This is a genomic window from Nocardioides nanhaiensis, from assembly GCF_039542785.1.
In the GTDB taxonomy this organism is placed as follows: Bacteria; Actinomycetota; Actinomycetes; order Propionibacteriales; family Nocardioidaceae; genus Nocardioides; species Nocardioides nanhaiensis.
The window spans coordinates 1178260-1194155 of sequence record NZ_BAABIM010000002.1; the positions used below are offsets into that span (position 1 = coordinate 1178260).

The 15896-nt window shown below is 74.4% G+C and carries 12 protein-coding genes; 8 read left to right on the forward strand and 4 right to left on the reverse strand.

Features of this window, described 5'->3' with window-relative positions; genetic code table 11:
* The first annotated feature begins 2 nt into the window (after positions 1-2).
* The 6 genes from ABD948_RS13775 (at position 3) to ABD948_RS13800 (ending at position 7030) form a co-directional block, all read left to right on the forward strand.
* Positions 3-968, forward strand: a complete 966-nt coding sequence (locus ABD948_RS13775) for an AAA family ATPase (RefSeq protein ID WP_345266706.1) — start codon at positions 3-5, stop codon at positions 966-968.
* A gap of 9 nt (positions 969-977) precedes the next feature.
* On the forward strand, positions 978-2219 hold the full coding sequence (locus ABD948_RS13780) for a DUF58 domain-containing protein (RefSeq protein WP_345266708.1): 1242 nt from the start codon (positions 978-980) through the stop codon (positions 2217-2219).
* Positions 2220-2232: 13 nt separating this feature from the next.
* Positions 2233-4590 carry a transglutaminase-like domain-containing protein gene (locus ABD948_RS13785; protein ID WP_345266710.1) on the forward strand — a complete coding sequence of 786 codons (2358 nt, stop codon included), beginning with the start codon at positions 2233-2235 and terminating at the stop codon, positions 4588-4590.
* A 157-nt stretch (positions 4591-4747) separates the two neighbouring features.
* A complete protein-coding gene (locus tag ABD948_RS13790; RefSeq protein ID WP_345266712.1) occupies positions 4748-5500 on the forward strand; it encodes a FadR/GntR family transcriptional regulator in 753 nt (250 codons plus the stop codon).
* Positions 5497-6225: a sterol desaturase family protein gene (locus ABD948_RS13795; protein ID WP_345266714.1), complete on the forward strand. Its 729-nt coding sequence runs from the start codon at positions 5497-5499 to the stop codon at positions 6223-6225. The genes ABD948_RS13790 and ABD948_RS13795 overlap by 4 nt, the downstream gene beginning before the upstream one ends.
* Before the next feature lie 22 nt (positions 6226-6247).
* Positions 6248-7030 (forward strand): MBL fold metallo-hydrolase, encoded by a 783-nt coding sequence (locus ABD948_RS13800; protein WP_345266716.1) that lies wholly within the window; start codon positions 6248-6250, stop codon positions 7028-7030.
* 9 nt (positions 7031-7039) lie between these two features.
* Here ABD948_RS13800 and ABD948_RS13805 read toward each other — a convergent pair whose 3' ends face one another.
* On the reverse strand, positions 7040-8005 hold the full coding sequence (locus ABD948_RS13805) for a hypothetical protein (RefSeq protein ID WP_345266718.1): 966 nt from the start codon (positions 8003-8005) through the stop codon (positions 7040-7042).
* Between the two features lie 278 nt (positions 8006-8283).
* Here ABD948_RS13805 and ABD948_RS13810 point away from each other — a divergent pair, with 278 nt between their 5' ends.
* Entirely contained in the window at positions 8284-9252 is a 969-nt protein-coding gene (locus tag ABD948_RS13810; protein ID WP_345266720.1) for a TerC/Alx family metal homeostasis membrane protein, read from the forward strand.
* 46 nt (positions 9253-9298) lie between these two features.
* Here the strand turns inward: ABD948_RS13810 and ABD948_RS13815 are convergent, their stop codons facing one another.
* The 3 genes from ABD948_RS13815 to ABD948_RS13825 form a co-directional block, all read right to left on the reverse strand.
* A complete protein-coding gene (locus ABD948_RS13815) occupies positions 9299-10954 on the reverse strand; it encodes an ABC-F family ATP-binding cassette domain-containing protein (RefSeq protein WP_345266722.1) in 1656 nt (551 codons plus the stop codon).
* Positions 10955-10994: 40 nt separating this feature from the next.
* Positions 10995-11447 (reverse strand): hypothetical protein, encoded by a 453-nt coding sequence (locus tag ABD948_RS13820; RefSeq protein ID WP_345266724.1) that lies wholly within the window; start codon positions 11445-11447, stop codon positions 10995-10997.
* 170 nt (positions 11448-11617) lie between these two features.
* A complete protein-coding gene (locus ABD948_RS13825) occupies positions 11618-15001 on the reverse strand; it encodes a S8 family serine peptidase (RefSeq protein ID WP_345266726.1) in 3384 nt (1127 codons plus the stop codon).
* A 298-nt stretch (positions 15002-15299) separates the two neighbouring features.
* Between ABD948_RS13825 and ABD948_RS13830 the strand changes: the two genes are divergently transcribed.
* Positions 15300-15884 (forward strand): GrpB family protein, encoded by a 585-nt coding sequence (locus tag ABD948_RS13830; RefSeq protein ID WP_345266728.1) that lies wholly within the window; start codon positions 15300-15302, stop codon positions 15882-15884.
* Positions 15885-15896: the final 12 nt, after the last annotated feature.

Genomic DNA, 15896 nt, shown 5'->3' on the forward strand with positions numbered 1-15896 from the left:
GGGTGCCCCTCCGCGACGACCAGACGGCGTGGTTCGCCGACGCCTTCACCAAGATGGTCGAGAACGTGGGCCAGGCCGTGCTCGGCAAGGAGCGCGTGGTGCGCCTGGCGCTCACCTGCCTGGTCTCCGAGGGCCACCTGCTGCTCGAGGACCTGCCCGGCACCGGCAAGACGATGCTGGCGCGGTCGCTGGCCGCCACGGTGCGCGGCACGCACGCACGCATCCAGTTCACGCCCGACCTGCTGCCCACCGACGTCACCGGCGTCACGGTCTACGACCAGGCCAAGGGCACCTTCGAGTTCCACCCGGGCCCGATCTTCCACGACATCGTGCTGGCCGACGAGATCAACCGCGCCTCGCCCAAGACCCAATCCTCGCTGCTGGAGGTGATGGAGGAGGGCCACGTCACGGTCGACGGCGTCACCCACCCCGTGCCGCGCCCCTTCATGGTGATCGCCACCCAGAACCCGGTGGAGCAGGCCGGCACCTACCGGCTGCCGGAGGCGCAGCTGGACCGCTTCCTGATGAAGATCTCGGTGGGCTACCCCGACGCCGCCGCCACCGAGGCGCTGCTCCTCGACGCCGGCCTGCGCGACCGGGCCACGCTCGTGCGGCCGATCGCCACCACCGAGCACGTGGCCAAGATGGTGCAGATGGCCTCCGAGGTGAGCCTGGACGCCGCGATCGCGCGCTTCGTGCGGCAGCTGGCCGAGGCCTCCCGTGAGCATCCGCGGGTGGCCATGGGCCTCTCGGCACGCGGGGCGCTGGCGCTGGTGCGGGTCGCCAAGACCTGGGCGGCCTCGCAGGGCCGCACCACCGTGGTGCCCGAGGACGTGCACCAGCTCGCGCAGCCCGTGCTGTGCCACCGCCTGGTGCTCGAGGCCCAGGCGCAGTTCGACGGCGTCGCCGTGGACGACGTGGTGGCCGAGCTGCTCGCCGCCGTGCCGCCGCCCACGCGGCGGGGCTGAGCGGCGGGCGTGGCCGAGCTCAGCCTCCCGGACCTGGGCCGCCCGGTGGGGCGGTTCGCCCGGCCGCTGCGCGTGCTGACGACGTCGGGCCGCTCGGTGCTGCTGCTGGGCGTCGTGGGCCTGGTGGTCGGGGTGGCCGCCGGCTGGCCGGCGCTGCGCGTGGTGGGCCTGACGGCGGTGCTGCTGCTGCTCGTGGCGCTGGGGCTGGTGCGGCTCCCCGCGCGGGCCCGCGGCCGCCTGGAGCTGGTGCCGGACCGCACCACGGCCGGCGAGCACGCCGGCGGGGTCCTGCACGCCGTCTGGGAGGGCGGCGAGCCGCTGAGCGGTGCCCTGGTGGACCTCGACCTCGATGTCTCGCGCCCCAGCCGCACCGGGGCGCCGGCCGCCACCGTGCGGCTGCCGGTGCTGCGCCGCGGGACGCCCGGGCAGGTGCGGTTCGCCCTGCCGCCGCTGGAGCGCGGCGTGCGCCGCGTCGGGCCCGCCACCACGCGGCGCACCGACCCGCTCGGGCTGGTGGTGCGCCGGATGCCGCTGGCGGCCGCCGTCGAGCTGTACGTGCGCCCGCGGATGATCGGCGTCGAGCACCTCGGGCCCGGCTTCGTGCGCGACCTCGAGGGCACGCCCAGCGACGAGATCTCGATGAGCGACCTGTCCTTCCACGCGCTGCGCGAGTACGTGCGCGGCGACGACCTGCGCCACGTGCACTGGCGCTCCTCCGCGCGGGTGGGCCAGCTGCACGTGCGGCAGTACCACGACACGCGGCGCTCGCACGGCGTCGTGCTGGTCGACGACACGGCGGCGGCCTTCGGCGGCCCCCGCGAGCTGGAGCTGGCGCTGAGCGTGGCCGCCTCGGTGCTGGTGCGGCTGGCGCAGGACGGCGTCGACCTGACCTTCGGGTGCGGCGCCGAACGCGCGACCGGCCCGGTGCGCGCCGTGCTGGACGCCACCTGCCGCGCCCGGATGGGCTCCCCCGGCGACGGGCTCGTGGACGCGGCCCGGCGGCTGGCGGCGCAGGCCCGTGACGCCAGCCTGCTGGTGCTCGTGGGCGGGCGCGGCCTGGAGGCGCGCGCGGTGCAGCAGGCCAGGGCGGTCTTCCCGGCCGACGTGCGGGTGCTGGTGCTCCGCGCCGACACCTCGCCGGAGGCCCGGAGCGGACCCGGCGGACCGGGCACGCTCGTGGTCGCGGACCTCGACGACCTGCCGCGGCTGCTGGCGGCCGCGGCCCGCGGCGCACTCGGGGTGGTCTCGTGAGAGCGGCGCTCCGGTGAGGGGGGCGCACCGCCAGCGAACCCTGCTCGCCGAGGACTGGTACGACGTCGGCCTCGCCGGGCTGCTCACCGCCACCACCCTGGTGGGGTGGGCGGCCACCTACCGCGGAGCGGGGCTGTGGTTCTTCGGCCTCGGCGCGGTGCTGGTGGGCCTGGCGGTGGCGGTCACGGTGGTCTCGCTCGGGGGCGGCGCCGAGCACGTCACGCTCGCGCTGGTGCTGGTCTACGTGGTGGCCGCGGGGCCGGTGGGGGGAGGCGTCGACGCCCTGTGGGGGTTGGACGCGCTCGGCGCCGGCACCACGGGCACGCTCGACGGCTGGCGCGCCCTGGTGGGCACCCACCCGCCCCTCGACGCCGCCGGCGCCACGCTGCTGCCACCCGCCGGTCTCTGCCTGCTCGCGGCCGGGCTGAGCGCCGCCCTGGCGATGCGCTCCGACGTGCCCGGGCGCCCGCTGCTGCCGCAGCTGGTGCAGCTGCTCGTGGTGCTCGCCGCCGCCCGCGCCGAGACCGTCGCCGTGGTGGCGCACGGCATCGGCTTCGTGGTGCTGGCCCTGGTGTGGCTGCGGGTCCGCACCCGGCAGAGCGAGTCGGCCGAGTCGGGATCGGCCGGCCGCGGGACGACGCCCGGGCTTGCGGCGGCACCGAAGCCGGGCGCTCTGCCCCCGACCCGCTCGCGCGGACGCGGGCCGCTCTTCCCGGCCGGGGCCGGGCGCGCCGCCGTCGGACCGGCGATGGTGGCGGGCGCCGTCGTCGTCGCGCTGCTGCTGGCCGGCGGCACGCCGCTCACCGAGCGGCGCGTCCTGCGCGGCTCGCTGCCCGCCTACGACCCCGCACCGGTGCGCACGCCGCTCGACGACTTCCGCGACTACACGCGTCGCCGACCCGCCTCCGAGGGCAACGTCTTCGACGCGCGACTGCTGCGGGTGCGCGGCGTCGAGCCGGGCACCCGCGTGCGGATCGCCGTGCTCGAGGCCTACGACGGCGAGCGCTGGAGCGCCGCCGAGCAGACCGATCCCGCGCGCATCGACGACCGCTACCTGCGCCTGGCCAGCACCGTCGACAACCCGGCGGCGGGCACGCCGGCCGAGGCGGTGGTCACGGCGCTGGGCGGCTGGTCGGTGCCGTGGGTGCCCACCGCGGGGGCTGTGCAGGGGTTCACGTTCCTGGGCGCCGAGAGGGAGGCGCTCACCGAGCAGCTGCGCTTCGACCCCGCCGCCGGCAGCGGGCTGGTGACCACCCCCGAGCTCGCGCCCGGCACCGACTACGCCGCCCGGGTGCGGCTGCCCGAGGTCGAGCTGCCCGCCCCCGACGACGAGCCCTTCCCCGACCTGGCACCCGGGTTGGCCGAGGCCGGGGCCTTCCTCGACCCCGCCGTCGAGGCGTGGTCGGCGGGAGCCGCCTCGCCGATGGAGGCGGTGCTGCAGGTGGCGCGCCGGCTCAAGCGCACCGGCTACTACACCGACGGCGCCGCGCGCGGCGAGGAGGACTACGCCGCGGGGCACTCACAGCTGAGGCTGGGCCGCGAGTTCGTGCTGGCCGCCACCACCGCCGGCAACGACGAGCAGTACGCCGCCGCCATGGCCCTGATGGCCAACCGGCTCGGCGTCCCGGCCCGGGTGGTGGTGGGCGCGGTGCTGCCGGGGCGCGGCATCGTGCGCGGGCGCGACGTCGAGGCCTGGGTGGAGCTGCGGGTGGCCGACGGCTCCTGGCGCACCCTGCCCACCGCCGCGTTCATGGGCCGCCGCCCTCCTCCGAGCGAGGAGGAGGAGCGGCCGGCCGGCTCGCCCCCGCCGCAGCGGATCTTCCCCGAGCAGACCCCCGACGACACCTCGCCGCCGCGCCAGCAGCCCGAGCGGCCCGAGCCCGAGCCGGAGGACTCCGCGGACTCGGAGTTGGCGGACTCCGCGGAGGAGGGCTCCGGAGTGCTGGGCACGGTGCTGCGGTGGCTGCTCGTCGTCGTGCTGCTGGTGGCGCTGGTGGGCCTGGTGCCGGCCCTCAAATGGTGGCGCCGACGGCGCCGTCGGCTGGCCGCGCGGCCCAGCGACCGGGTCAGCGGTGGCTGGGAGGAGCTGGTCGACGCCGCCCGCGACCTGGGCACCGCGGTACCCGGCGGTCTGACCCGGCCGGCGCAGGCGCAGTGGCTGGAGCCCGGCGCCGGCGCTGCGGTCGGCACGATGGCCGAGCGCGCCGACGTGCTCGTCTTCGCCCCCGACCCGCCGGACGACGCGGAGGCCGAGCGCTTCTGGTCGCTGGTGGAGGCCGAGCGCACGCGTCTGACCGCCGCCCGCTCCCCCCTCCGGCGCCTGCGAGCGCTGCTCAACCCGGCCTCGCTGCTCCCCCGCCGCGACCGATAGCCGGGACCTCCAGCAGGCCCCACCCCCGATAGTCCGCAGCAAGATGGTCGCGCTCGGGCGAGAACAGCGACCAGTTTGCTGCGGACTATCGTGCTGGACGCTGAACACTGGTCTGACCAGTTGACCAGCAGCCAGGTGGTGCGGCAGGGTGCGGGTCATGCCCCTGCACCCGGTCCAGCGACGCTCCGTGCCCGACGAGGTCTTCGACCAGGTGCTGGCCGAGGTGGTCGACGGCGGGTGGGGCGCGGGTGAGGCGCTGCCCAGCGAGCGCCGGCTGGCCGAGGTGCTCGGGGTGTCGCGGCCCGCGGTGCGCGAGGCCCTGCAGCGCCTGGCCCAGGCGCGGCTGCTGGAGGTGCGCCAGGGTGGGGCGACGACGGTCCGCGACATCCGGCGCGCCGCCGGGCTCGACCTGCTGCCCCAGCTGCTGGTGCGGCGCGGACGCCTCGACCCCGCCGTGGCCCGCAGCATCCTCGAGGCGCGACTCGCCGTCGGCCCCACCGTGGCGGCACTCGCCGCGGAGCGCAGCGGCCCCGCGCTGGCCCAGCCCCTGGCCGAGCTGCTCGACCGGCTGGCCGGCACGCAGGACGCCGTCGCCCGGCAGCTGCACGCGCTGGCCTTCTGGGACGCGCTGGTCGACGCCGCCGACTCGCCGGTCTTCCGGCTGATGTTCAACAGCCTGCGCGCGGCATACGAGCCCGCGCTCGAGGCGCTCGGCCCCCTGGTGGCCGCCGAGCTGGGGCAGCTCACCGCCTACCGGGTGCTCGCCGACGCCGTCGCGGGTGGCGATCCCGGCACGGCCCGCGCTGCCGCCGAGCGGGTGCTGCGGCCCGCCACCGAGAACCTCAGCGCGGCGCTGGCCGCGCTCGACAGCACCGACCAGCCCGACTCCCCCACCCAGGAGCCCCGATGACGACGCCGCAGCCCGACCTCGAGAAGTTGGCCGCCGCGCGCCTGGCCGCCGACGAGCGCCGCATCACCGGCGCGCGACGGCGCGACGTCGTCACGCTGGGGCGGGCGTGGGCGGACTTCTGGCGCCACCCGAGCCCGCCGATGATCACCGCGTTCCTGGTGGGGTCGGTGGTCGCGCGGGTGCTCGTGGGTGGCGGCTCGTGGTGGGAGCTGCTCGTCCCGGCAGCGCTGGTGGCACTGTTCCCGCTGATCGAGCGGGTGATCCACGTGGCGCTGCTGCACGGTCGCCCCCGGCAGCTCGGCCCGGTGCGCATCGACCCACTGCTGGCGCGTGAGCACCGCGCCCACCACGCCGACCCCCGCGACGTGCCGCTGGTCTTCATCCCCTGGCGCACGCTGCTGTGGCTGCTCCCGGCCTACGTGGCGGTCGCGCTGCTCACGGTCCCCAGCCTCCCGGCGGCGCTCACGCTGCTGGTGAGCATCTACGGCCTCAAGCTGGGCTACGAGTGGACGCACTACCTGGTGCACAGCGACTACCGGCCTCGCAGCCGCTCCTTCCGCGCGGTGTGGCGCAACCACCGCCTGCACCACTACAAGAACGAGCACTACTGGTTCACGGTCACCTCGGCCGGCACCGCCGACCGGCTGCTCGGCACCTACCCGACGCCGGCGCAGGTGCCCACCTCGCCGACGGTCCGCCGGCTGCACGACCTCGACGCCGGCTGACCCTCTCTGCCAGCATCGCCGGATGAGCACCCGCGTCCACCACCTCAACTGCGGCACCTTCCGCCCTCCCGGCGTCGGCCGCTTCGTCGCGCACGTGCTGCTGGTCGAGCGTGCGCAGGGCCTGCTCCTGGTCGACACCGGCTTCGGCACCGGGGACCTCGCGCAGCCGCGCAGGCTGGGCGCGCCCTTCCGGGCCTTCATGCGGCCGGCTCTCGACGCCGCCGAGACGGCGCTCGCGCAGGTGCGCGCGCTGGGCCACCGCCCCGAGGACGTCACCGACATCGCCCTGACCCACCTCGACCTCGACCACGTCGGTGGCATCGGCGACTTCCCGCAGGCGCGCGTGCACGTGCACGCCACCGAGCTGGCCGCGGCGCGCAGCCCGAAGATCAGCGAACGGATGCGTTACGTCTCTGCGCAGTGGTCGCACGGTCCACACTGGGTCGAACACCGGGCGGACGGCGAGAGGTGGCTCGGCTTCGAGGCCACCCAGGCCGTGGGCGACGACGTGCTGCTGGTGCCGCTGCACGGCCACAGCCGCGGCCACACGGGCGTCGCCGTCCCCCGCCCCGGGGGTGGGTGGCTGCTGCACGCCGGCGACGCCTACTTCGACGCCGGCGACACCGCGACGCCGCCCGCCGGGTCGCGGCGGCTGGCCGTCGTCCAGCGCGCGCTCGCGGCCGACGACGCCGCCCGACGCGCCAACACCGAGCGGTTGCGCGAGCTGCGCCGCGACCACGGCGACGAGGTCACGGTCTTCTGCGCCCACAGCGCCGCGGAGTACGACGCGCTGGCCGGCGCCTGACCTGCGGGCTCAGCCCCCGCACACCGCGAACGGCAGCTGCCGGCGCAGCGCCAGGTCGGCGGCCGCGGCGGGGTCGGTGATCTCCCAGCCCAGCCGACCACCGCCGGGGTCGGCCACGGGGCGGACGAAGACCTCGTCGAAGTCGGGGTCGGTGGCCGGGAGGACGCCGGGCAGGCCCAGCCGCGAGAACGCGTCGGGCCGGGCGCTGCCGAGCTGCGCGGTGGCCAGCTCCGAGCCGAGCGTGAGCGAGAACGGCCCGAGCTCGTCGAGGTCCTCGACGTCGGCCGCAGGCACCGGCGCCAGCTCGCCCTCGGGGACGAGGGAGTCCTCGGTGACGCAGGTCCTGCTGACGAAGACGCCGGGGCTCTCGGCGCCCGCCAGCGCCGTCAGCTCGGGCTCGGCCGCCCAGCTGGCCTCGCCGTTGCCCTCGGCGTTGCGGGTCACCAGGTGGCTCTCGGCGACCACGACGGCGCCCGCCAGCGGTCCGACGCCGGCCTCGACCGCGCGGGAGACGTCGCCCATGGGCAGGTCGTCGCGGATCTTGAGCACCCAGCCGGTGCCCTCGGGGCCGCCGAAGAGGGCCTGCCAGTCGACGTCGTCGGAGGTCCAGCCGAACTCGGCGGCCAGCTGGTCGTCGACCTCGCGCAGCACGTTGGGGCCCAGCAGGGAGGCGGTGCGCTCGGCGCGCTCCCAGAACCGGTCGCTCTCCGCGCGCGGGTCGGAGCCCTGCAGGTCGGGCACCCCGAGGTCCAGGCGCACCTGCTCGTAGTCGCTGACCGCGAGGTCGGTCATCGAGCGCGGCACCAGCGCCATGACGCCGAGCGCCGGCGGCGCCGCGGGATCGAAGGCCGGCGCGTCCGTCGGTGCGGTCGTGAGCGGCGGGGCCGGCTGCGGCTCCCCGGGGTCGCCCGAGCACCCGACGAGGGTGGCCAGCAGCACCGACGTCAGGACCGCGGCCCTCATCGCCGACCTCACGGGACGAGTGTGCCAGCCGCACCCGAGGCAGGCAGCAGAACCCGGTGCCCACCGGTCGGACGCCGCGGCGGTCCAGACCGCCGTCGCGCGACGTCCTCGATTGGAATCGCTCGTGCGCCACTGGGTACCCTGGAGAAGGTCGAAGGGGAGTATCCCGTCGGCGGAGGATCGACACTACGGCTCGGCGCAGATCGCCGGACCCGGTCCCCGCGGCCCCGCAGGGGCGGAGAGACCTTCGCGAACCGTGTTCCCGATTCGCGAGAGGACTCACCCTCCCCATGAACGACTTGTTCCCCTGGCTCGCCCTGGCCGGCGGCATCACCGTGCTGCTGGTCATCGACCTGCTGGTGGTCGGCCGCCGCAACGAGATGTCCCTGCGTGCGGCCGCGATCGCCAGCGCCATCTGGGTCGCCATCGCCCTGGCCTTCGGCGCCGTCCTGCTGTTCACCCGCGGCGGCGGTGACGCCCAGCTCTACCTCTCGGGCTACCTGGTCGAGAAGTCGCTGTCGCTCGACAACGTCTTCGTCTTCCTGCTGGTCTTCTCCGCCTTCGCCGTACCGGTGGCCGAGCGGCACCGCCTGCTGACCTACGGCATCGTCGGCGCGCTCGTGCTGCGCCTGGTGATGATCCTGGCCGGCGCCGCGCTGCTCAACAACTTCTCCTGGGTCGCCTACATCTTCGCCGCCTTCCTGATCTACACCGGCTGGAAGATGTGGGCCCACCGCAGCGACCACGGCTCGGAGGAGAAGATGGTCGCCAAGCTGCGCGACCGCTTCCCGCTGGCCGAGGCCGAGAAGCCCGGCCAGCTGCTGGGCCGCATCGACGGCAAGCGCGCGCTGACCCTCGGTGGTGCCTCGCTGTTCGCGATCGCCGTCGTCGACGTCGTCTTCGCCGTCGACTCGGTGCCCGCGATCCTGGCGATCACCAGCGACACCTACATCGTCTTCGCCGCCAACGCCTTCGCGCTGCTGGGTCTGCGGCCGCTGTTCTTCCTGGTCGCCGACCTGGTGGAGCGCCTGCGTCACCTCAAGGCGGCGCTCGCCGTCCTGCTGATCTTCATCGGTCTGAAGATGGTCTACGGCGAGATCTGGGGCAAGGTCGGTCCGGAGGTCAGCCTGGCCGGCATCGGCCTGATCCTCACGATCGGCGTCGTGGCCTCGCTCATCGACAAGCGCCCCAGCCCCGCCGAGGAGAAGGCTGCCGCCGCGAAGGCGCAGGACGAGGACGACGACCGCGTCGGCGCCTGAGCCCCTGCCCTGAGCCTGGATCGACGCCGAGCAAGCGCGGGTCGGGTCACCCCACGATCGTGGTGGTGACCCGGCCCGCGTCCACGTGCCAGCGCTGGTGCAGCCGCACCTGGTCGAGCAGCCGCCGGTCGTGGGTCACCAGCACCAGCGCGCCCTCATAGCCCTCGAGCGCCTGCTCGAGCTGCTCGATGGCGGGCAGGTCGAGGTGGTTGGTGGGCTCGTCGAGCACGAGCAGGTTGACGCCGCGCGCCTGCAGCAGCGCCATCGCGGCCCGGGTGCGCTCCCCCGGTGAGAGCGCGCCAACGGTGCTGGTGACCTGGTCGGCCTTGAGCCCGAACTTGGCCAGCAGGGTGCGCACCTCGGCCGGCGTCAGCTCGGGCAGCGCCAGCTCGACGGCGGTGCCGAGCGGCTGGGCGTCGTCGAGACCCGTGCGGGCCTGGTCGATCTCACCGATCGCCACCGAGGCGCCGAGCGCCGCGCGGCCGGTGGTGGGCGTCAGACGGCCCAGCAGCAGCCGCAGCAGGGTGGTCTTGCCGGCACCGTTGGTGCCGGTGACGCCGATCCGGTCGCCGGCGCTGAGCTGAAGCGAGACGGGGCCGAGCGTGAAGGTGCCCAACGTGGCGGTGGCGTGGTCGAGGGTCGCCACCACCGAGCTGGAGCGGGGCGCGGCGCCCACCGAGAACTGCAGCGCCCACTCCTTGCGCGGCTCGGCCACCTCGTCGAGCCGGGCGATGCGCGACTCCATCTGCCGCACCTTCTGCGCCTGCTTCTCCGAGGACTCGACGCTGGCCTTGCGCCGGATCTTGTCGTTGTCGGGCGCCTTCTTGATGGCGTTGCGCACGCCCTGGCTGCTCCACTCGCGCTGCACGCGCGCGCGACGCTCCAGGTCGGCCTTGGTGTCGGCGAACTCCTCGTACTGCTCGCGCGCGTGCCGGCGGGCGATGGCGCGCTCCTCCAGGTAGGCCTCGTAGCCGCCGTCGTAGACGTGGACGGCGTGCTGGGCCAGGTCCAGCTCGACGACCCGTGTCACCACCCGGGCGAGGAACTCGCGGTCGTGGGAGACCAGCACCACCCCGGCGCGCAGGCCGCGCACGAAGGCCTCCAGGCGCTCGAGGCCGGGCAGGTCGAGGTCGTTGGTGGGCTCGTCCAGCAGGGTCAGGTCGAAGCGGCTGAGCAGCAGCGCCGCCAGTGCCGCGCGGGCGGCCTGGCCGCCGGAGAGCGCCGTCATGGGGGTCGCGGCGTCGACGTCGAGACCGAGGTCGGCCATGGTGGGGCCGAGCCGGTCCTCCAGGTCGGGGGCGCCGCTGGCCAGCCAGTGGTCCAGCGAGCGGGCGTAGGCCTCCTCGACGGCGGCCGAGGCGCCGTCGGGATCACCGAGCGCCTCCGCGTCGCGCTCCATGGCCTCGGTGGCGGCGCTGACGCCGGTCCGCCGGGCCACGTACTGCGCCACCGTCTCGCCGGGGATCCGTTCGTGCTCCTGCGGCAGCCACCCCACGAAGGCGTCACTCGGAGCAGTGCTCACGGTTCCACCCAGAGGCGCGAGATCGCCCGCGAGGATGCGGAGCAGGGTGGTCTTGCCGGCCCCGTTGGCACCGACGACCCCCACCACGTCACCGGGCGCCACGGTGAGGTCGAGGCCCTCGAAGAGGGTGCGGTGGGCGTGCCCCCCGGCGAGGTCCTTCGTCACCAGGTGCGCGCTCACGACCCCACCCTAGGAGGCCGCGACGCGCGGTCGCACCCCGTTACTGCGTGGGCTTCTCGCAGAGGAACGGCGCCCGGTTGCCGCCGGCGTGGTACTCGTAGCTCGTCCCCCCCGACTCGAGCACGATCCGGGTGCCTTCCACGAGGGCCTGGGTGTACATCATCCCGGGCTCGGAGCAGCCGAGGCTGCCGTCGCGCCACGTGACGGCCTCGCTGGAGGTCACGGTCACCTCCTCGGGCGCGACGCCGAGGCGCTGGGCCAGGTCGGCGATCGCGGCGTCCTGGGCGGCGCCGCCGGCACCGTCGTTGCCGGGCATCTCGGTCTCCTGCTCCTCGGGCTGGCTGGGGGTCTCGCTGGGGGTCTCGCTGGGGCTCTGGCTCGACGCCGGGTCGGTCGCGGCGTCGTCGTCGTCCTGGCCGCCGCAGCCGGCGAGGGCCAGGCAGAGGGCGAGGGCGGCGAGCCCCGTCGGGAGCGCGGTGGTGCGTCGGGTCATGGGAACCTCTCGGTCTCGACGAGCAGGCGGTCACCGGGTGGGACGGCCCCCATCCCACCACGGTTCCCGGACGCCGACCGGGCGGCCACCCCGAAGGATGACCGCCCGGTCAGGTGCTGCTGGGTGATGCAGGTCGTGCAGGTCGTGCAGGTCGTGCAGGTGGCGCGGGGTCAGCGACCCCGGCCGGCGTCGAGCACCTTGACGAGCGCGGTGCGCTTGGGTCCGACCGCGTAGCCCGAGCCGGGCACGACCACGATCCGCACGGTGCGCGGACCCTGGCGGCCGGGCCGGTTGACGACCCGGACGACCTCGCGGGCGGTGGTGGCGCCCTTGGCGAAGGTCACCTTGCGGTCCATGAACCGGATGTCACGACCCTGCTTGGCCGAGCCGCGCACCTTGTAGGTGACGGTCACCCGCTCGCCCTTGGCCGCGGCCGGCCGGCGGAACACGACGAGCCCGTCGGTGCGGGGCTCCCTCGCGTTGCGCTGGGCGACGACGTTGACCTTCGGGTCCGCGCCGGGCTGGGGCGGCACGACCTCGCCGCCGAGGCGGTTGATCGTCACCGGCAGGGTGCCGATGAAGGTCCCGCCCGGTGCCGAGTACAGGCTCAGCGAGCCGTACCAGGTCTGGCCGGGCTCCATCGCCGGCTCGTCCCAGCTGGTGGTGATGGTGAAGGGCTCGTTGAGCGGGTTGGTCTCAGGACCCTCCGCCGTCAGGTTGCCCTCGTCGCCTGCCACCACGGCGCTCTCGACGTCGACGGTGTCGGTGCCCGACGCGCTGGCCTCCCAGTTCTGCACCAGGATCCACCACGGACCCTCGTCGCCCTCGCCGAGAGCGAGATCGATGCTCTCGGCCGAGCCGCCCGAGGCGCTGGCTGCCACCGCGGTGGCTGCGCTCGGGGTGGTTCCCTTGCCGACGTAGAGGTCGAAGTCGGGCGCCGTGGCGTTCTTGAGGTTGACGATCAGTCGCGTCGCACCCTCCGGGACCTGGACGGTGGTGGTGCCCACGCCATTGCCGTCGAAGGGGTCGGGGTTGGTGGTGTCGAGCGGGATGGTGAAGTCCTCGATGGTCGAGGGGACCAGCCCGTTGGCCTCGATGTCGAGATCAGTGATCTCCACGGCCCGGATCGGGTCGGACTCCTCGGAGCCCTCGTCGCTGCGGGTGTCGATGACGATCTCGTCGGGCAGCGCGCCGTTGGCGGGCAGTGCCGCCACCGGCAGGTGCGCGGCGGGGGCGTCGGAGCCCGCGCCGGGCGTGAGCACCACGTTGCCGAACTGGTAGTCCTCGACCGAGGAGCCGGTGACGTCGGCGGTGATGGTGATCTCCTGCGACTCGCCGGCGGCGAGGTCGAAGGAGGCCGGCTCGATCGTCACATCGATGCCGTCGGTGACGGCGACGCCCTCGGCGGTCCAGGTGCCGGCGCCGGTCTCGGTGGCCTCGACCGTGCGGGTCCAGGAGCAGATCTGCAGGCAGTCGGCCTCGGCCATGCTCGCGGTGTTCAGCGCGGTCACGTCGCCACCGGTCACGGGGTTGGCGGCCAGGTACTCCGCCTCGGTGACGTCGAGCACGAGCCCGGCGTCGGCGGCCTTGGTCAGGTCGACGCGGCCGGAGCCCATGTCGAACCAGTCCGCGGCGGTGCCGTCGTTGTCGGTGACCTCGGTGACCGCGGTGGTCATGATGGCCGACTGCGCCTCGGCGGGCGTCCAGTCCGGGTTCTCGGCGGCCACCAGCGCGAGCGCGCCGGCCACGTGGGGGCTGGCCATCGAGGTGCCGGAGATGAAGCCCCAGGAGACCTCGTTGGCGACGCCGTTGGCGGCGAGGATGTCCACACCGGGGGCGGAGATGCTCGGGCTGATCAGCTCGACGGCACCGTTCGGGCCGCGGCTGGAGAAGCCCGCCATGATGTCGGCGACGTCGTCACCGATGTACTCCGTGCCACCCGAGAGCGAGCCCTGCTCGCCCTCGACGCTCTCCATCCACGTGCGCAGCTCGACGCCGTCGTCGTAGGTGATGTGGACGGCGGGGAGCGCGTGCGGGTCTGCGTTCAGCGAGTCGCCGCTGGCCTCGTCGTTGGCCAGGATCATGCCGGCGGCACCGAGCTCGGCCAGGACCTGGCCCTTCTCGACGCGACCGTTGCCGCCACGGTCGCAGACCACGATCTTGCCCTCGACGTCGGCGGCCTCGAGCTCGTCGGTCTGGCACAGGGGGGCGTCCAGCGCCGCGGCGTCGACGATCGGGAAGCTGCCGTCGGTGGCGTTGGCGAAGGCCAGGCCCTCGATGTCGGGGTGGGTCGCACCGCCCTCGGCGGTGAGGTCCTGCACCGAGGCGCGCCACTGGCGGTCGTGCTGCGTGGCGCCCACCGAGGTGATCCACGGGACGTCGGCGGGAGCGCCGACGGTGGCGCCGCCGGGGCCGGAGTTTCCGGCCGAGGTGGCCACGTGGATGCCGGCCGCGCGGGCGTTGAGGAAGCCCACGGCGTCGGGGTCGGTCCATGGGTTGGAGGAGGCCTCCGCGCCGATGGAGTAGTTGATGACGTCGACCTTGTCCTTGATGGCCTGGTCGATGCCGGCGATGATCGCGGTGCCGGGGCAGCCGCCGGAGCAGACGTCGTAGGCGATCACGTTGGCGTGCGGGGCGACACCCTTGATGGTGCGGGTGGCCGAGAACCGCTCGGCGGGGTCCTCCTCGGCGCTGTACGTGGTGGCCTCGACCTGGTTGCCGGCCGTGGTGGAGCCCGTGTGGGTGCCGTGGCCGTCCTCGTCGTAGGGGTTCGTGCTGTCGGCGGGGGTGAAGTCCCAGGCGCCGATCAGCTTGTCGTTGCAGCCCCAGCGCGGGATGTGCACCGCGGACGTCGGGTTGCAGACGCCGACGTAGTTGCCCTTGCCGAGCGGGTTGGTGTGGTCGTAGCCGTCGCCGCCATCGGCCTCGGAGACCGAGTCGGCGAAGGAGGGGTTGGCGGGGTTGATGCCGGAGTCGATGATGCCGGCGACGATGCCCTCGCCCTTGTTGCCCTCACCGCTGGGGGTGGCCGAGCCGTCCCAGATGCTGGGGGCGCCGATCCACTCGGGGCCGCGGTCGGTCTGCAGCTCGCGCTCGAAGTCGACCCAGATGCCGGAGACGCCGTCGAGCTCGGCGACCTCGGCGGCCTCGGTGCGGGTCAGCGGCAGCGCGAATCCGTTGAGCGCCTCGGTGTAGGTGAAGGTCGGGGTGGCCTTGCGGCCGGTGACCTGGCTGATCTCCTGGCGCAGCGAGCCCTGGTCGGCGACGATCTGGCGGCGATAGGCCCGCTCGGTGGACCCGTCGGTGCGGTAGGTGCGGTTCTCGGCGCGCGCACCGGCACCGCCGACGGTCTGGCTGGGCACGGCGGCCCGGTCGAGCTGGACGATGTAGAGCTCGCGGCCCTTGCCCTCGCCGAGCGAGATGACGGGGCCGGACTTCTCCTGCCCGCGGCTCTCGGTGGCGGTGGCCTGGCTGGTCGACTGGCTCGTCGGCTGGTCGGCCGCGGCTGGTCCGCTGCCCGGCTCGGCGGAGGCGACCGGGCCCAGGAGGCCCACCGCCAATGCCGAGGTGGCAGCGATGGCAAAGCTTCGACGGATCACGTCGGGAACTCCCCTATCGATGACGAAATGACATGAGGGAACCCGATGGGGCCGAGATCCCCGCGCGGACGCGCGGTCTCAGGACTACGTGACCGGATACACGCTGGTCAACGGGTCGGCGGCCAGATGATCGTTCCGTGTCCAATTCGTGACGTGCGACCGAAGGGGCGCCGCTCGCCCCATCCGTCACTCGCGGCTTCTTGCGCCACAGCCTCGGGCTTCCACCACCCGCTCGCCGTACTAGCCTGCCGCGGTGGCCGCTCACCCGGAGGACTCGCACCGCAGGCGCCCCGACGTCACCGAGCTCGAGCTGGTCGGCGGCACCGAGAAGCGCACGCTCGTGCTGGTCGACCACGACCCTGCCTGGCCGCAGCGCTACGCCGTCTTCGCCCAGCGGATCCGGGAGGCGGTGGGTGACGTGGCGGTCGACGTCGAGCACATCGGGTCGACGTCGGTGCCGGGGCTCGCTGCCAAGCCGATCATCGACGTGCTGGTCACGGTGCCCGACATCACCGCCGAGGAGGACTACCTCGAGCCCCTCGTGGCGGCCGGCTTCCCGCTGCGGGTGCGAGAGCCCGGGCACCGGCTGGTGCGCACGCCGGAGCGGGACGCGAACATCCACGTGGTCGAGGTCGGCGCCCAGGCCGCCGAGGACTACCTGCTGCTGCGCGACCAGTTGCGCGCCGACCCCGAGGACCGCCAGCTCTACGAGGACACCAAGCGCGAGCTGGTCAAGCGCGACTGGCCCGACACCAACGCCTATGCGGACGCCAAGACCGAGGTGGTCGAGGCGATCAAGGAGCGGGCCCGGATCCGGGCGCATCCACCCACACGCTGATCCGTCACACCA

Excerpts from the sequence above, each read along its gene's own strand:
- ABD948_RS13790 (WP_345266712.1), top strand. The coding sequence starts at position 4,748 with ATGCCCCTGCACCCGGTCCAGCGACGCTCCGTGCCCGACGAGGTCTTC.
- ABD948_RS13800 (WP_345266716.1), top strand. The coding sequence starts at position 6,248 with ATGAGCACCCGCGTCCACCACCTCAACTGCGGCACCTTCCGCCCTCCC.
- ABD948_RS13795 (WP_345266714.1), top strand. The coding sequence starts at position 5,497 with ATGACGACGCCGCAGCCCGACCTCGAGAAGTTGGCCGCCGCGCGCCTG.
- ABD948_RS13810 (WP_345266720.1), top strand. The coding sequence starts at position 8,284 with ATGAACGACTTGTTCCCCTGGCTCGCCCTGGCCGGCGGCATCACCGTG.
- ABD948_RS13820 (WP_345266724.1), bottom strand. The coding sequence starts at position 11,447 with ATGACCCGACGCACCACCGCGCTCCCGACGGGGCTCGCCGCCCTCGCC.